The sequence below is a fragment of the Alteromonas sp. MmMcT2-2 genome, assembly GCF_022348305.1.
Taxonomy (GTDB): Bacteria; Pseudomonadota; Gammaproteobacteria; order Enterobacterales; family Alteromonadaceae; genus Alteromonas; species Alteromonas macleodii.
The window spans coordinates 19673-37184 of sequence record NZ_JAKRFA010000010.1 but is presented as its reverse complement, the minus strand read 5'-3'; the positions used below and the strand labels follow the sequence as shown (position 1 = coordinate 37184).

Annotated in this window: 13 protein-coding genes; 7 read left to right on the top strand and 6 right to left on the bottom strand. The window is 42.7% G+C overall.

Going from position 1 to position 17512, the window contains the following annotated elements; genetic code table 11:
• Positions 1–254 precede the first annotated feature (254 nt).
• Entirely contained in the window at positions 255–1085 is an 831-nt protein-coding gene (locus tag MHM99_RS08265; protein ID WP_239218888.1) for a PEP-CTERM/exosortase system-associated acyltransferase, read from the bottom strand.
• Between the two features lie 294 nt (positions 1086–1379).
• Between MHM99_RS08265 and MHM99_RS08260 the strand changes: the two genes are divergently transcribed.
• Complete coding sequence (locus MHM99_RS08260) at positions 1380–2165, top strand: serine protease (RefSeq protein WP_239218886.1); 786 nt, start codon at positions 1380–1382, stop codon at positions 2163–2165.
• Here MHM99_RS08260 and MHM99_RS08255 read toward each other — a convergent pair.
• Positions 2162–3814 (bottom strand): FAD-binding protein, encoded by a 1653-nt coding sequence (locus MHM99_RS08255; protein WP_239218884.1) that lies wholly within the window; start codon positions 3812–3814, stop codon positions 2162–2164. The two genes, MHM99_RS08260 and MHM99_RS08255, sit on opposite strands and share 4 nt — an antisense overlap.
• A 245-nt stretch (positions 3815–4059) precedes the next feature.
• Between MHM99_RS08255 and MHM99_RS08250 the strand changes: the two genes are divergently transcribed.
• The 4 genes from MHM99_RS08250 to MHM99_RS08235 all read left to right on the top strand — a co-directional run bounded on the left by MHM99_RS08250 (position 4060) and on the right by MHM99_RS08235 (position 7881).
• Positions 4060–4686 carry a twin-arginine translocation signal domain-containing protein gene (locus MHM99_RS08250; RefSeq protein ID WP_239218882.1) on the top strand — a complete coding sequence of 209 codons (627 nt, stop codon included), beginning with the start codon at positions 4060–4062 and terminating at the stop codon, positions 4684–4686.
• A 189-nt stretch (positions 4687–4875) separates the two neighbouring features.
• Positions 4876–5745 carry an HprK-related kinase A gene (locus MHM99_RS08245; protein WP_275445469.1) on the top strand — a complete coding sequence of 290 codons (870 nt, stop codon included), beginning with the start codon at positions 4876–4878 and terminating at the stop codon, positions 5743–5745.
• Positions 5726–6850, top strand: coding sequence for a nucleotidyltransferase family protein (locus MHM99_RS08240; RefSeq protein ID WP_239218878.1), 1125 nt, complete (start codon positions 5726–5728; stop codon positions 6848–6850). Before MHM99_RS08245 ends, MHM99_RS08240 begins: the two co-directional genes overlap by 20 nt.
• A gap of 14 nt (positions 6851–6864) precedes the next feature.
• Entirely contained in the window at positions 6865–7881 is a 1017-nt protein-coding gene (locus tag MHM99_RS08235; protein WP_239218876.1) for an NAD-dependent epimerase, read from the top strand.
• 33 nt (positions 7882–7914) lie between these two features.
• On the opposite strand, the gene MHM99_RS08230 is transcribed toward MHM99_RS08235, so the two are convergent.
• From MHM99_RS08230 to MHM99_RS08215, 4 genes are all read right to left on the bottom strand, one after another.
• Positions 7915–8799 (bottom strand): patatin-like phospholipase family protein, encoded by an 885-nt coding sequence (locus MHM99_RS08230; RefSeq protein WP_014977059.1) that lies wholly within the window; start codon positions 8797–8799, stop codon positions 7915–7917.
• 396 nt (positions 8800–9195) lie between these two features.
• A complete protein-coding gene (locus tag MHM99_RS08225) occupies positions 9196–11391 on the bottom strand; it encodes a malate synthase G (protein ID WP_239218874.1) in 2196 nt (731 codons plus the stop codon).
• A 98-nt stretch (positions 11392–11489) separates the two neighbouring features.
• A complete protein-coding gene (locus tag MHM99_RS08220; protein WP_014950208.1) occupies positions 11490–12434 on the bottom strand; it encodes a LysR family transcriptional regulator in 945 nt (314 codons plus the stop codon).
• 282 nt (positions 12435–12716) lie between these two features.
• Positions 12717–14312 (bottom strand): isocitrate lyase, encoded by a 1596-nt coding sequence (locus tag MHM99_RS08215; RefSeq protein WP_239218872.1) that lies wholly within the window; start codon positions 14310–14312, stop codon positions 12717–12719.
• 426 nt (positions 14313–14738) lie between these two features.
• On the opposite strand from MHM99_RS08215, the gene MHM99_RS08210 reads away from it, so the two are divergent.
• Both MHM99_RS08210 and MHM99_RS08205 read left to right on the top strand, forming a co-directional pair.
• Complete coding sequence (locus MHM99_RS08210) at positions 14739–15698, top strand: chemotaxis protein CheV (RefSeq protein ID WP_239218870.1); 960 nt, start codon at positions 14739–14741, stop codon at positions 15696–15698.
• A gap of 233 nt (positions 15699–15931) precedes the next feature.
• Positions 15932–17410, top strand: a complete 1479-nt coding sequence (locus MHM99_RS08205; RefSeq protein ID WP_039228396.1) for an alkaline phosphatase — start codon at positions 15932–15934, stop codon at positions 17408–17410.
• Positions 17411–17512 lie beyond the last annotated feature (102 nt).

Sequence of the window (17512 nt, the reverse complement as noted above, 5' to 3'; positions counted from 1 at the left end):
AAGAAATGCTAGCTGATGACTTACTCGGATCATAGATTCTTTAATGTAACACTTGGCTGGACCTAATCCATATTTCAAACTAAGATTATCAGTCTTTAGTTGATTAAAATGACGAGGGATATATCAGCTTACTTGATTTAGACACAATGAAACTTTGTTTTTACCCTACATTGACCCATTATGAATGCTACCGTCATAATGGCAGGGTTTAAGTAACCGCTGCCAAATTTAACGTGTCACTGAAAAATTATTTCTTAAAAATCCTGCTTTTCTATTGAATCCAATATATCTGCAAGCATTTTCGCAAAGCCAGGGCGAAGGCTTTTCTGTAGTTGGGACTTATTTATATAATAAGGCGCACGTTTACCATGATATTCGACCACAGGGCCAACCTGTTCGAACTTGATGCCGATGAATTTCATACTACGCGCTAAACGCGGCTCCATCATTACATATGCGTGTTTTATATCTTCTTCGATTGCTAACGCTGCTGCAGAGAGGTAAAGCCCAACTGCAATAAAAGGAAAGCAGCGAACTTCTTTTTCAGAGTAAGTGTGCTCGTTGATAACTGCCACTCCAGCCCCTGCGAATTTATCCATTACACGTCGACGAAACTCTTTAGGAACAGCTAATCGCGATATTTCACAAATATCTTTGCGGTCAAACTGAGAGGGGTCTAAGTCTTTTCGCGTGATGGAGTTTAGGCAATATTTTTCTATTGGAAGCTGTTCATCGGGCTTTGTGGGCCTCACCATTCTCACTGTGCCCGCAAAATGCTTACTTTTATGGTGTTGTATTAAGCAGTGAAGTGAAAAGCTGTCGAATTCATCAAACTCTAAACCACTCTCTTTTATTGGCTCAAATCCAAGTTCTTCACAATACACTTCATGTCTTATAGTAAAAACATCATTTTTCAACTCTTTAGAACTCGCAACAACTGGCGCCAAATATGCCGAAAAATGACTAGAAATATAGTTTGCTTCTTCCAGCTTTCTATATCCTGAAATAAGCTTTCCTATTTTACTTTTCTCACCAACTATAGTCCCTAACTTCTCGAGCAGGGTTTGCTTTTTACTTTTAACCATAGATGAAGCGATATCCAATACTTTTTATTCAGTCTAGCAGAGTTTTACCATTAATTTACATAGACTTTGTACGTAAAACTAATTCATTCAAACGAAAAACAAATAAGTGTGATAAGCAGTATAGATTATTTCAAAAAGCTTAAATGTTTACCGCACTATTACAGAGTAACTTCTACCGAGAAAACGGAGATGCACGTGCAGTAAAGTCGCTAAGTTTAATGGAGATATAAAGAAAAGCACTATATGCTTTAACAATTCCATGTTGCTACCTTGTAAAAAAGAGATTCGTCAATCATGTCCTATTTATCGCACTATTCCAACGTATTACTGGTTTTTACATCTCTATTTTTTTCACCTTTTATAAGTGCGAATGCAAGCTATTCATTTGTTGATGTAGTGTCTGAGACAACGGATTCTGTCGTCGCTATCGGTTTGTATACACCACTGGAAAGTGATGGCAATCAAGTTCTTGGTACTGGCTTTGTAGTTGGCAACGGTAAATGGGTCATAACCAATTATCATGTGGTTTCAAAAATTCTAGATCCCCAAATTGTGCAACACTATGTTGCTATTCACGGTGAAGGTCGAGACGTCACCGCTCAGAAAGCAGAAATTATCGATATCGATCCTGTTCATGATTTAGCGCTATTGAAAATCAGTAATGAACTAAAGCCATTAAAAATGGGAAGCGAAACTTTATTGAAGCCAGGCAATGAAATTGCTTTTACTGGGTTTCCCTTAGGTGCTGCAATTGGACTTTATCCAGCTACGCATAAGGGACTAATATCAGCTATTACGCCTGATGCGATACCTGCGAGGAATGCAGAACAGTTGACAGTCTCAATGCTCAAGAGACTAAAAAAGCCTGAACTCGTATATCAACTCGACGCCACAGCATTTCCAGGTAATTCAGGTAGCCCTGTTTATAGTATAGAGACAGGGCATTTGGTGGGTGTGATTAACAAAGTTTTTGTAAGCCAGGGCAAAGAAGCAGCTCTTTCATCTCCAAGCGGAATTAGTTACGCAATCCCAGTAAAACACGTTATGGCAATACTTAATAAAAATGGCATAAAATATTAGGGTTTATAAGGGTTGTATCTGTCTGGACTTATAATGCCAGAAGGATCTAATGCGTGTGCGATTTTCCCGGCCGTTTTCCAAAACGTACTGTTAGCATTTAGTTCTAATTGCTGTTGAATGTTTAATCGGTAAGGGATGAACCCCTGTTTCAAGCCCTCATCAAACAATGCCTGTAAGCATGCGTGTGCATCTTCTACTGCTTGCGGATTTTCTAAATCAAACACTATTGGGATAGTGCTGTCAGTCGAAATCCCACTAAGGTTTGTAAAGGTTATCATGGGTTCAATATTATATTTGGGGGTAATACTTCGAACCATTTCAATAAAAGCTTTCATTGAGCTTACTTTAGCTGGTACAAGAGGGGCGTACCAAAGCAGACCACAACCGTCTTTTGCGGGGTTCATCAATCGTGACTTATCTGGTCGAACTCTAGGGTTGCGCCAATAAGCCAGAGGTAGAGCAACCTGACTGGGCTTGCCTTGCATTACCTCCATACCCGCAGATAGCTTTTCAAGTTGCTCTCTTGCACTATCTAATATCGGAAGGCTAAGCCTTCTAGTGACAACTTGACCTAATCTAACCAATAGGTCGCTAGAGAACAGAACTTGATCGGCTTTTCCTTTTGCAATTTTTTTGATCTCACTTTTTGCAGCCTTTGCTACCGAATGTGTGCCGTAGACCGTTCCTACTAATGTCCATTCAGGTACATCGTAATGTTTAGAAATTACGTCTACTTGTTCACCTGTCATTACTTTATGGTTACCACAGCCTTGGGGGTTGTCTGCAACCATTGCGGCGACACGCCTTTTATCCATCAAATTTATTGACCCTACAACGCCTTCTAAATTGTGGAAAATTTCTTTCACAACCGCATAAGCGTTATCGAAACTTTCTTTGTCGAAAAAGCGCATATAAAAAGAGTCAAATGCAGGCTTTACACGAGCTAATGATAGAGTTATTTCGGTTACAATCATGTTTCCAGATTGAGTGAAAATTCCGTCGAGATAAGGGCCGTGTTTCCATTTAAATGTTTTATCTACATAACATTCACTATTATCACCATTGGCCATATCGCTCATACATTGGAGAGAGGACTGGTAGAAGCTTCCATCTGCCAAAAATCCTTTTATCGACATCACTGAGGTGAAGTGGTCAGCGATCGGCGTAATACCATAGCCACGCTCGAGAGCGTTACTTAAAATACTTGTCGTTGGACCAGCGCCCGTAACCGGAACCATGTATGAAGTTTGTTTGGAGGACAAATATTCAAATAGAGCGCTTTGGGTAACGCCAGGCTGAATAGAAATGACACCATTTTCTTCATCGAAAAAGGTGACCTCATTTAATTGAAGAAGGTCCAGTAATACTACAGGGTAATTCTGAGTATTGTGTAGACTTGAACCATAACCCCAGTTTTTACCAGTGCTGATGGGATTAACTACGAACGGGGCAACGCCAAACTGGTCCGGTGAATTCGCTATGCGAAGTAAAATCGTGATTGCATCGATATTTTTAACTATAACAACGCAATTGTAATTTGCTTCAAAAGCTTCGGTTCCGATTTCAGATCGTGCAATATCATTTTCTTCAAATATTACTTCGGCGTTACCCTTAAGTTCTTTAGATAGAACAGTTCTTAATCGTTGCATAATTAGTCTAGTCCAAGAGATTTTTTGTCGAGCAAAACTTTGCTATAGTGTAGGGTATAATGTGAAATTAAAAAATGTTGATATTTACCAGAAGTTCGCGTGAATTTTGTCAGTATTTTTTACGGTTTCTTTGGGTGGCGGTAAAAAAGTCCAATATATCAGTGATGTAGAGTTGGCTCTATTGTTGCTAGATAATGAGAGCCTGAAGACTTTTGAAGTCAGCCAATAATGATTAGAGAATTTAAATGGACAAGTTAAGCAGTAACGTAAAGACCCAAAGCCGCAGAAGATTCGTTAAAAAAGCTGCTGTGGGAGCATCGCTAGTAGCGCTTCCAGTTCGTTCTGTTTGGGCTAACGGAATAACAAATTCAATAGTTGCCTCCGGTCATGGCTCAGATTGGGCTAATGGTGGTACTTTAAGCCTGCTCACTCCAGATGATTGGGCGAATCAAATTGGTACTAACGATGCCAATACGACCTTTGTTTCTATTTTTGGGGAAAATGGGTACTCGGCAAGCTCGCACGAAGGCATTCGTTACCATAATAATGGCGCAATCAAGAAAATAGGCAGAGATAGAACGTTGTCAGAAATACTGCAGTTGAGGAATAATAATCATACTGCGGGAAATGCGACATGGCTTGCAGGTCCTAACGATTATAATCGTTTGTTGGTAGCTATGTTTCTTAATGCTAAATATGGTAATACCGCCCCTGGCTCTAGTCTACATTATCCGGTGGCTAATGGTCGTCCCTTCGCTACACCTGAAGCGTATGCAACGCAATTGGTTGCACTTACATATAGTTCACCAGTAGACTCTGCTACTACTCTGAAAGGCATTATTGATAATCCAGCTAATTATCAATCGCTATGAAATTAAATCCGTCCGTTGTTTGTCATAGTTTTACTGACAACAGCGGGGTTCTTCTCTATGACGTCAATACCGATATATCTGTACTTTTGAATGGCGATATCGCAGATATTAATTTTTGTCCTATAAATAGAACGATAGAGATAGCCGACAAAATAGTACGAGAGAATTTAGTAGCGAAGGGGTTGTGCGTTGACTAAATGCTGTATCCTTGCTTGCTCACCTTTCAATTTTCACATTACTACACATCATCCTTCGGTAATAAGAAACTTGCACAACATATACGGTGAGCGTGTAATTGATATTAACCATTTTGAGGGGTTCATTGATTACAAGGTCTCCGTAACTCATAGTGGTGGATTAAGAAGGCTTTTGAAAGACCAAGCAAGGTTCACATGTGATAAACTAGAGCCCTTTAAACCTCTGAACCGCTCGCAAGCATTCGCAATGTTAGAGTGGGGGTTAAATTGGGTTGTTGCCGCACATGAAGTCTCTCATTTAGTCGTTCATTCGGCTGTATTAGCTAAAAACGGAAAAGCGATTTTGTTTCCCGCACCGCCTGGTTCGGGCAAGAGTACTCTTACAGCTTACTTGTCTAGAAATGGTTGGCGACTATTGTCTGATGAAATGGCCCTTATTACCCCATTGACTCTGGAAGTTACACCATTCGTCAGACCGATATGCCTGAAAAATGATTCAATTGAGTTAGTCAAGTCTTGGTACCCTAAAGCTACATTTTCGACTATCGCAAAAGATACGCATAAAGGGGATGTCGTTCACATGGCTCCCGATGAAGATTCAGTAAAGCTGCAAAATGAAACTGCGCAAATTGCAGGTATAGTTTTTCCTAAATTCTCGAAGAACAAATTCTGCGATATATTTTCAATGGATAAAGCGACGGCCTATACTTTGCTCACCGAAAATGCATTCAACTTTAGTGTGCTGCAAGGTAGAGGGGTTCAATCCATTATCAAAATTGTGGAACAGGCGCCAGCGTTTGAAGTGCACTACAATAACCTTGAAGAACTCGACAAGTTTCTGAGTGAAGATATTTTGGAGTAGTGCGTTGTTAAGTCGACAGGATGTTATTAAAGCTTTGGTAGATCCTAAATCAGCTCTACAGTTCAATCTTAAACAGTGGAACGATCTAGTCATTATTCTACGGCATGAAAAATTGCTTGCGCGATTTTATTTGCTTTTAGAATACTGTGGTTCCACGGTAAGGCTGCCCCCTCAAGTAAAGCGACATTGTGAAAATGCTAAAACATTAGCGGCAAAGCAAAAAGCAGTGGTGTTAAGCGAGTCGAAACAGCTTAAGAGAACTTTTCAATGCGAGGACTATAGACTGCTCTTTTTAAAGGGAGCCGCATATACGTTGAGTAATACTAGTGCGTCGTTAGGCCGGGTATTCAGCGATATCGATATACTAGTTCCAAAGCAAACGATCGGCGGTGCTGAGCGTAAGTTAGCCATTCACGGTTGGCTAAGTAAAGAGGTTGATGACTACGACGATAGATATTATCGTCAATGGTCACATGAAATACCACCGATGCAGCATGGAACTAGAGGGACTGTACTTGATCTTCATCACAATTTAGTCCCACCTGTTTCGGGTAAAGCTATAGATATGAGTAAATTCTTAGCGATAGCAGGGCGAGAAATTGACGGTATAAATGTACTTAATGAGCCAGGGCTATTTTTCCATAGCGCGGTACACTTGTTCTTTAATGACGATTACAGCGCTGCATTCAGAGACATGACTGATCTGTATCTACTTGTTAAAGATCAGCCAGAGTCATTTTTTGTATCGCTATTTGAATTACATGAGGTAGCAGGCTTTCGAAAAGAAAGTTATATTGCACTCAAGCTTCTCAAAATTGAATATGATGTTACGTTACCAATATGGGTTGAAGAGCATATAGAAAACTCTGCGGTACGCATCAGTCAACGGGAATTCGCGTTGCTAAAAATCGCCGCTGGTCCTAAGCACTCACTTTTAGAGCAAGGCGAATGTGAATTACACAAAACGCTCGCCGAACTTAGGGGCTTATTTTTAAAGATGCCTTTTCATATACTAATTTTTCATAGTTGCATGAAACTTTACAGAACCATGGCAAAGTTATTGCTTGGTGAGCATATCTTTACTAAATCTTCATCGTCAAATTAAGTTATAGGGAAAATATGAAAATCTTAGTCACCGGAGCAGCTGGTTTCATTGGTGCAGCTGTATCGCAATACCTTATCAATCGTGGTGACCAAGTTGTCGGGATTGACAACATTAACGATTATTACGATGTGAATTTAAAGCACGCTCGTCTAGACGAGATTAAATCATCTACTGCTGCTGATTTATTTTCATTTATCGAGATGGGGGTAGAGGAGCGCGACAAAATGGCTGCGCTTTTTGAAGAGCACAAATTTGATAGAGTGGTGCATTTGGCTGCCCAAGCTGGTGTGCGTTACTCTCTTGAAAATCCTAACGCTTACGTCGACTCAAATATTGTTGGCTTTGTGAATATTCTAGAAGGGTGTCGCCATAATAACGTCGAGCATTTGGTGTACGCGTCATCTAGCTCAGTCTACGGTGCGAATGAGACTATGCCGTTTTCAGAACAGCATAACGTAGATCATCAAGTTAGCTTGTATGCGGCTTCTAAAAAAGCTAACGAGCTGATGGCTCATACTTATAGTCACCTGTATAACTTGCCTACAACGGGGCTGCGCTTTTTCACTGTTTACGGGCCTTGGGGCCGTCCAGACATGGCGCTGTTCAAGTTCACAAAAGCAATTCTAGAAGGTAAAACAATACAGGTTTACAACTATGGTAACCACCGTCGTGACTTCACTTATATCGATGATATCGTTGAAGGCGTAATTCGCTCATTGGATAATGTGGCTAAACCTAACGAGAATTGGGACGGCGGCAATCCAGATCCAAGTACGAGTAAGGCGCCCTATAAGGTTTACAATATTGGTGCGCAAACACCAGTGCACCTTTTGAAGTTTATTGAAACCCTCGAAAGTGCATTGGGTATTGAGGCGAAGAAAGAACTTCTTCCTTTGCAGCCAGGCGATGTGCCCGACACCTATGCTGATGTGTCGTCGCTCGTTGAAGATACTGGGTACCAGCCATCTACCGATGTTGAAACAGGCGTAAAAGCGTTTGTCGACTGGTATCGCGACTTTTATAAAGTGTAAGCGCTAGCGACTTATAATTACTTTCTGAAACCGTTAAAGTGCACTGCTTCTCATAAATCCCGCACACTTTTTGGGCAAGAACTCTTTCGTGGTTGCATAACCGAGCTCAAAAAGTGTGTTCTTAATTTCAGGTGTAAGCGAAAAATCTACCGCGGAAATCTCCCCGGTATTTACCACCACCGTATTGTGCCAATACTTCGCATTGACGTACTCCCTGGAAATTGCCGTCATAAACGTGCGAATTAGCATGCTGACGTATTGCGGCAGTTGAAGTAAGTTCTTTTTAATAGCCTTGCGTTTTTGTTCGGTGCTTTGCAGCCTAAAGCATACTGATGGCGTGCCATCGCCTCGCCAATCTTCAAACAACGCATCTTCAGACAATATAGCTCCGTCTACTAGCAAGTGCTCTTTGAAAGGCTTAAATGAAAAGATTAGCGGTATCGACATGGAATATCGCACTGCTTCTGACACCTTCATGTCTGGGGAGGTTTGTTTGTTGAACAAAACTGGTCCGCCGCCGTTTACGTCGGTAGCGAGAATATGCAGATTGAGTGGGAGGTCGGCAAACACTGCGCCTTCCAACTGTTCGTCAATCCATCGTTGAAATACGTCGCCAGAAGAAAGTCCGCCTTCCCGGAGTAATCTTACGAGTGAAAATTCAGTGAATTGCTTGAAATCAGTAACCAGTGCGAGCTCTCGCATTTGCTCCACTGTGTAACCTTTGGCATAAAGCGAAGCGATAATCGAGCCACCTGATACACCCACTAAAGTGTCGAAGCCTACGTTCATGTCCTGCAGCGCTTTAATGATGCCGATATGGGCGCTCAACCTTGTTCCTCCACCTGAAAAGATGGGCACAATTTGCGTGACGTTCGCCTGTAATAAATTATTCGGTATTGCTGCCGAGGCTATCTGCATGTGCATACTCCAAACTAAGGAGGCTTTGCGCTAAGTGTTTAGTTCCAATGGAATAACAAACGCTGCGCCCCACACTATAAAAGCGTAGTTTACTCATGCATTATCAGCAAAGTATCAAGGGGGAGATAAGCGATATCTTTAGTCTAAAGTGTTGCCATATCACTACACAGTTCGCTTTTGAGTGAGTTTGCGAAGTGATTTCACGCGTCGCGACAATAAATGCAAACGCATTAGTAATACACCAGCAATAAATAAAAAGGCTCACTTCTGTTTACTAACAGAGTGAGCCTTATTCAAATGCGTTTGATGAGGCTTGAAACTAGCTAGCTAATTCTTTGGTGTTTTACCGTATGGAATATAGCTATTGATTCCAATTCTTAGCCCTCATATTTTGTACTAGCTCGCCGCAAGTTTTGCCTTCATTTCGCGGCGACGGGCGTGCAGTAAAGGTTCTGTGTAACCGCTAGGCTGCTCTTTACCTTTGAAGATTAGATCGCTTGCGGCTAAGAAGCCAATTGAGCTGTCTAAATCAGGTGCCATAGGGATATACTCAGGATCCCCCGCATTTTGCTCATCTACCAAGACAGCCATACGGGCCAAAGACTCTTTTACCTGATCTACACTTACAATGCCGTGCTCTAGCCAGTTAGCGATATGCTGCGATGAAATTCGCAACGTCGCGCGGTCTTCCATCAAGCCTACATTGTTGATGTCCGGAACCTTCGAGCAGCCTACGCCTTGGTGAACCCAGCGTACAACGTAGCCTAAAATGCCCTGAACGTTATTGTCAATTTCACGCTTAATACTCTCACGCGTCAAAGTAGAGGCATCTTCTAACAATGGAATGGTAAGTATGTCAGCAAGGCCACTAAAGTTTTCATCTAGCGACTTTTGAACGTCAAACACATTTACATCGTGGTAATGAAGCGCGTGCAGTGTTGCTGCAGTAGGTGAGGGAACCCAAGCAGTATTAGCGCCAGCCTTAGGGTGACCTATTTTGGCGGTCATCATATTTTGCATTTCGTCAGGTATTGGCCACATGCCCTTACCAATTTGCGCTTTGCCAGAAAGACCACAACGAAGGCCTACTGCGACGTTTGCAGTTTCATAAGCCTTAATCCACGCCATAGACTTGAGCGCGGCTTTTTCTGCGAAAGGCCCTGCAAGCATTGAGGTATGAATTTCGTCACCAGTTCTGTCTAAGAAACCCGTGTTAATGAACACAACGCGCGAAGTAGCCTCGGCAATACAAGCTTGTAGATTGATACTCGTACGGCGCTCTTCATCCATTATGCCCATTTTAAGGGTGTTGGCTGGAACATCGATAATCGCTTCGATAGCACCAAACAACGCGTTAGAGAATGCAACTTCTTCTGGCCCGTGCATTTTAGGTTTAACAATATAAATACTACCTTCGCGGCTGTTTTTAAATTTGCTGTTTCCTAATAGATCATGCTTTGCAATAAGAGAAGTGACTAAACCGTCCATGATCCCCTCTGGTACTTCTTCGCCGTCAAAGAGCATGGCATTATTAGTCATAAGGTGACCCACATTCCTAACAAACATAAGACTGCGATCAGAAAGTACAAGTTTGCCGTCTTTTAGTTCGTCTTGTGAAGCGTGTTTAGACGGCTGATAGCTTCTATCTTCATGCATAGCACGAACTAACTGTTTACCACCTTTTGTCATTTCAATGCTTAGCGTGCCTTTCATCAAGCCAAGCCAATTGCTATACACCAAGGTTTTGTCTTCAGCGTCAACAGCGGCAACGGAATCTTCGCAATCCATAATGGTAGTCAGTGCTGCTTCAACCAATACGTCTTTTACGTTTGCGGCATCGCTTTCGCCAATCGGGTGGTTCGGGTCTAGTTGAATTTCAAAGTGTAGACCGTTGTGGGCGAAAAGCAGACTAGAGGGGGCGCTAATATCGCCTTGATATCCTTGCCATTGCTCCGTATTTGCTAAAGTAGTCTCATCGCCGTCAGCAAGAGTAATCGCCAATTTACCAGATTCAATCTTATATTCAGTAACGTCAGCGTGGCTGCCTTTTGCTAGCGGTATCATGCTATCTAAGTAGCTTTTCGCTTTAGCTACAACTTTAGCGCCGCGTACAGGGTTATAGCTTTTTCCTGCCTCTGCGCCACCTTCATTACTGATAACGTCAGTGCCGTATAGTGCATCATAAAGGCTTCCCCATCGTGCGTTTACAGCGTTGAGCGCGTAGCGAGCGTTATTAATTGGCACCACTAACTGAGGGCCTGCCATAGTCGCAATCTCTGCGTCTACATTTTGTGTTTGTGCGCTTACTTGTGATGGCTGCTCCACAAGGTAACCAATGCTTCTAAGAAAGTCGGTATATTCGTTTCCATTTACCGGGTTGCCGGCTTTGTGATAATCGTCGATAGCGCGCTGAAGCTGCTCCCGCTTTTCTAATAATGCGCGATTTTGAGGAATGAATTTTTCAAAGAGGGTTTCTGCACCTTGCCAAAAGGTGTCTTTATCTACGCCTGTACCAGGAAGTGCCTGTTCATTAATAAAGTTATCGAGCTGTTCGGCAACCTGTAGTCGGCCTCTAGTAATATATCCTTGCATAACTACCTCTATACATTTATCTGTTAACCCAGTGTAGTGTGTATAGAGATAGTTTTTTAATTTATGGTTTGTATTTTTGCCATATTTTTTGTGAATGTTTAGCCCGCGTTCATTTCGCTAGCTACATCGCTAATTAAGCGGCGCAACCAAATATGTCCTGCGTCGTGGTGAAGTAGAGCACTCCACGCCATTTTTAGCGCAATCGGTGGAATGTCGAAAGGTGGCTCTTTAATCACCACATCAGGGTCGTGCTTAAACAAACGGGCAGCTTTACTCGGTAAGGTAGCAATAAGCTTCTGCTTTTTCGCAATCTGAAGGGCTGCGTGGTAGTGGCGAGTAAACACGCGAATTGCACGCTGTTTTCCAATTTTGGTTAGCTCAGCGTCAACCCAACCCAACTTTTGCACTTCATTTGGATCAATACCTACACCTACGCCAAACCCAGTTTTACTCACCCAAATATGCTGGGCACTCAAGTAGCCTTCTAGGTTGCATTTTTCTACTAGCGGATGGTCGGAACTCATTACGCAGCTAAAGGTGTCATACCAGATAACTTTTTGGTGAAACGACAAAGGTAGTTCATCGAAGCGGTTGATAGCCATATCCACTTTACCTTGCTCGACATCGTGAAACGTCACGTCACTCGGCGTAATAAGGTCAAGCGTAATATTGGGCGCTAAATCGGCCAGTCTTCCAACGAGTTCAAGTAACAAGGTACTCTCTGCATAGTCACTGGTCATAATGCGGAAGGTTCTGTCGCTGGTTAACGGATCGAAATCAGTTTCGGGCTGAATAGAGCTCTCCAATCGACTAAGCACATCGCGAATAATGGGTTGTAATTCAAGCGCGCGCTTAGTGGGGGTCATCCCATCGCTGGTACGCACTAAAAGCGGATCTTTAAATAGATCGCGAAGGCGCTTCAGGCCGTTACTCATTGCTGGCTGAGTAATGCTTAGCTGGTTTGCAGCTTTTGTTACACTTCCTTCGCGCAACAGCACATCTAAATAAACCAATAAATTCAGGTCGACCTTCGCTATATTCATTATTCTAATGCTCTTTTTAAACCTAATTAAACATAGCTATTATAAAGCTTTTTTATTTCAATGTCAGATAAGCGTTTAGTCTTAAATTGGCCGCCGTTATACCTATAAGGTATTGAAATATAGTTGGTATATTGTTTTTTTATGAAATTTAGAAAAATATGGCTTTTTTTGTTTTATGCAAAAAGCATAAGTGAAGTGAATGACGCGCACAAAAAAGGGCACCCGAAGGTGCCCTGTAGGAAAGGTTGGGATGCTTTCCGTTTAACTCATTGCCTGTTCACGTTATACGTCAAACTGGTTCATGGTGTTATCTTCACCAGACGCTTTAAGTGCACCTTCACCAGAGAAGTACTCTTTGTGCGTATCACCTAGGTCAGAACCAGCCATCGCTTGGTGCTTAACGCACGCTAGACCTTGGCGAATTTCTTGACGCTGAACACCGCGTACATAAGCAAGCATACCTTCTTCACCGAAGTAACCTTTTGCAAGGTTGTCAGTAGACAGTGCTGCAGTGTGATAAGTCGGTAGCGTGATAAGGTGGTGGAAGATACCCGCTTCACGTGCTGCGTCAGCCTGGAAGCTCTTAATCTTCTCGTCGGCCGCAGCTGCTAGCTCGCTGTCATCATAGTCGGCAGACATAAGTTTCGCGCGGTCGTAGCCAGAAACGTCTTTACCTTCTTCACTCCAAGCATCAAATACTTGCTGACGGAAGTTAAGCGTCCAGTTGAACGATGGAGAATTGTTATAAACCAGCTTAGCATTTGGTACTTGTTCGCGAATAGCGTTAACCATTTCAGCAATTTGGCCAACGTGAGGCTTTTCAGTCTCAATCCAAAGCAAGTCAGCACCGTGCTTAAGCGACGTTACACAGTCAAGTACTACACGGTCAAAACCTGTGTTGTCTTTAAAGCGGAACAAGCCGTTTGGTAGGCGCTCAGGTTTAACCAGCTTGCCACCTTGTTTAAGCACTAGATCACCTTCAGTTAGGTCTTCAACACCCGCAACTTCGGTGGTTTTAAGGAACGCATTGTACTTAGCAGCTAGGTCGCCTTCTGATGTAGATACTGGGATCTTCTGGGTAAGACCAGCACCTAGTGAGTCAGTACGTGCAACAATTACACCTTCATCAACACCTAGTTCAAGGAATGCATAGCGTACTGCATTGATTTTCGCTAGGAAGTCTTCGTGTGGCACGGTTACTTTACCGTCTTGGTGACCACATTGCTTCGCGTCCGATACTTGGTTCTCAATTTGGATACAGCATGCACCTGCTTCAATCATTTGCTTTGCAAGTAGATAGGTTGCTTCTTCGTTACCGAAGCCCGCATCGATATCTGCGATAATTGGAACTACGTGAGTTTCGTAATTGTCGATTTCAGCTTGAATCGCAGCTACATCACCACCGTTTTTCTTAGCGTCGTCTAGCTTGTGGAAAAGGTCGCCTAATTCACGCGCATCTGCTTGGCGAAGGAAAGTATAAAGTTCTTCGATAAGCGCAGACACTGATGTTTTTTCATGCATTGATTGGTCAGGAAGAGGACCAAATTCAGAGCGAAGTGCTGCTACCATCCAGCCTGAAAGGTAAAGGTAGCTTTTGTTAGTTGTGCCTTGATGCTTTTTAACTGAAAGCATTTTTTGTTGGCCTACGAAGCCATGCCAGCAGCCTAGTGACTGTGTGTACTGAGACGAATCTGCGTCGTATTCAGCCATGTCTTTGCGCATAATGCTTGCAGTGTAGCGAGCAATGTCTAAACCTGTTTTAAAACGGTTTTGAACCTTCATGCGTGCAGCGAATTCTGGGTTGATACCTTCCCAAGTTCCGTTTTGTGCTGCCTTTAATGTGGCGAAGTTATCAATGTCTTGTTGATATTGCGACATGAGCGTCTCTCCCGACTATAATTAAAATACTTAACGTTGTTTATGTTTACGCTGTAGGGCGTTCCCGTTGATTCCATTTCATCCTAGTGCCGGATTTGGAATAATAGAAATATATATTTTGCATTGCGGTCATTTATTTTGTGAATGATTGGCACCGAGAGAAGTCTAGATACTGTAAATCTTTGACACCTACGTTTGATGGTTTTAAGGCAGTGGGGCAAGTAGTGGACGGTAATAAATAACTTACGTAGGTTGCAAATGCTTGCTGGTGTTGACTATTTCGTCTGTCTATTAGCTAAAAGGGTAATAGCTTTGCCGGTGTGAGCAAGGTAAATTTAGGCGTAAAGCTTCACGCTAAATAGTCTTGTCCGATACGAGGGCGCTTTTGTTTTAGCTTGTTGATATATAATATGAAAAGTGGGTGTTATGAGTAGTAGTGTATTGTCGTCAGTTGACCAAAGAACCAAGCTTGTTGGCGAAAACAGGCTTGAGCTTTTGATGTTTCAACTGGGAACGCGACACATTTTTGCCATGAACGTCTTTAAAATTAAAGAAGTTATAAACGTACCCAAGCTAAATATAATGCCGGGTTCACATCACAACCTGAAAGGCGTGATGAACTACCGAGGAAGCTCCATTCCAATTATAGACTTGCGTCAGGCAATCAAAATGCGCGGTGCAGCTACGCAAGCAACAGCGAAGAATGTCATTATCACTGAATATAACAGAAGCGTGCAGGGCTTCATTATTGGTGAAGTGAAAAACATAGTGAATACATCGTGGGGAACCATTCAGCCACCCCCTAGCGGCATTGGAAAATCCAATTATTTAACCGCCATAACTCAGGTGAATGTTGAGGGTAAACAAGAGCTGGTAGAAATCATCGATGTTGAAAAAGTACTCGCGGAAATCATCGATTACGACACATCTATCTCTGAAGAAGTGCTAGATAAAGCCATTGTTAACCACTTCTTAGGCAAGAAGGTGTTGATAGTAGATGACTCAAGCACAGCAAGAAAACAGATCAAAGATACGTTAGAGCAGCTAGGTATAACAATCATCGAACGTAAAAACGGCGCTGAAGCGTTAGCGCTGCTGAAGAAGTGGGCCGATGAGGGGAAGGACCCAACCGACGAAATTTTGCTAATGTTTACCGACGCAGAAATGCCAGAAATGGACGGCTATCGGCTTACTTCTGAAGTGCGTAACGATCCTCGTATGAGCAATTTATTTATAGCACTCAACACATCATTAAGCGGAAGCTTCAACGACGCCATGGTAGAAAAAGTTGGATGCAACAGGTTTATCTCCAAATTCCAGCCCGACATGCTCGTTGACGTGGCACAACAGCGCATGCGCGAATACCTCTCATCACAAAATAAGTAGTCGCTTCCTTCTTAAAAGTTGCTAATTTAATGAGATGACCAGATGGTCATCTCATGCTTGCGTTATTTTGTCCAAAAGCTTTGAGCATCTTGCCAGCCTGCTTTACACTATTGCATCTTATCGCTTTGCTAACACCATTATGATCACCAAAGAATCATTCGCGATAGTGTTGTTATTGTTGTATCTGCGGGTATCCAGGCCAGTAGGTACCTTACTTACTCAGGGAAGTTTAAATGATTAAACAATTTGTTCGCACATCACTACTAAGTTGTGCGTCTATTGCTGTTCTTGCGGGTTGTGGTATCACTGAATCTATGACCGAATCAGCAAGTGCAACCGGTACGCAAACTAAAGGTGTACCGAAAAATATAATAATGGTTGTAGCCGACGGTATGGGGCCTGCCTATACCACGGCTTATCGTAATTATGTAGATGACCCGTCAACACCGAAAATCGAACCGGTTGTGTTTGACGATATTTTAGTGGGCAATGCTTCCACGTATCCTGCGCAAGTATCTGGTTACGTTACTGATTCAGCCGCTGCTGCAACCGCTCTTGCTACTGGCGTTAAGTCATACAACGGTGCAATTGGTGTTGATGTAAATAAACAACCAGTAAACTCTGTTATGTACCATGCTAAGAGTAAAGGCATGCGTACTGGTTTGGCAGTAACGTCTCAAATTGTTCATGCGACACCTGCGTCATACATTGCGCATAACGAAAGCCGTAAGAACTACAACGAAATAGCTGAAGATTTCTTTGATGTTCGCGTGGACGGTAAGTTTGTCGCTGACGTGATGCTAGGCGGTGGAACGTCTTACTTTGAACGCGATGACAGAGATATTTTGGCGCAGTTTATTGATGCTGGCTACGAATATGCCGATTCATATAACCGTCTGGCTTCAGTGCCTGCGGGAAGTAATGTTCTCGGTCTGTTTGCTCCAGTAGCGCTGCCTGCGGTATTGGATGACAAGCGCAAAAATCGTCTTGAGTACCTAACTCAACATGCTATTAAACACTTAGAAAACGACAATGGGTTCTTTCTTCTCGTTGAAGCAAGTCAAGTAGATTGGGCTGGTCACGCAAACGATATCGCGTCTGCCATGGCTGAGATGCACGACTTAGCGCAAACCATGGAATATTTGCGAGATTATGTAAAAACGAATCCTGACACCTTAGTTATTTTGACGGCGGATCACAGCACAGGTGGCTTAACCATTGGCGCAAACGGCGACTACCGCTGGAGCCCTGAACATCTTAAGTCTATGTCAGCCTCGGTAATGACAATTGCTTTAGAGATGGCAAATGAAGAGAACCCTGGCGAATTTGTGGCGCAGAAGCTTGGCTTGTCGTTGAGTGAAGAAGAGCTTGCCACGCTAGATAGCGTATCAAACCAAGATGATGAAACTCGCTTCATGGCAGTAAAAACCTTCTTAGACACCAAAACAAACACGGGGTGGACAACAGGCGGTCACACTGGTGTAGATGTTGAAGTATTTGCTTTTGGCGCTGGTTATCAATCGCTTATGGGGCAAATTGATAACACGGATATTGCAAAAACAATCTTCAGTTTTATCGATAAAAAACAGCCAGTAATAATCGATTCCGATTCAAATAAAGTATCAGAAAAGGTATCGACCAACATTGAGCTTACGTCAGACGAAGATGATGATGGCTTGTGTGACTTTAAGGAAGATTGGCGCTGTAACTAATCGCTACATTGTTTGTATAGAAATTAAAGCGCCAGCGTTTTTATAACAAGGCGCTTTATTTTTATCTGTGGTAAGCAGGAAAGGGGAACTATGAAAAACGAA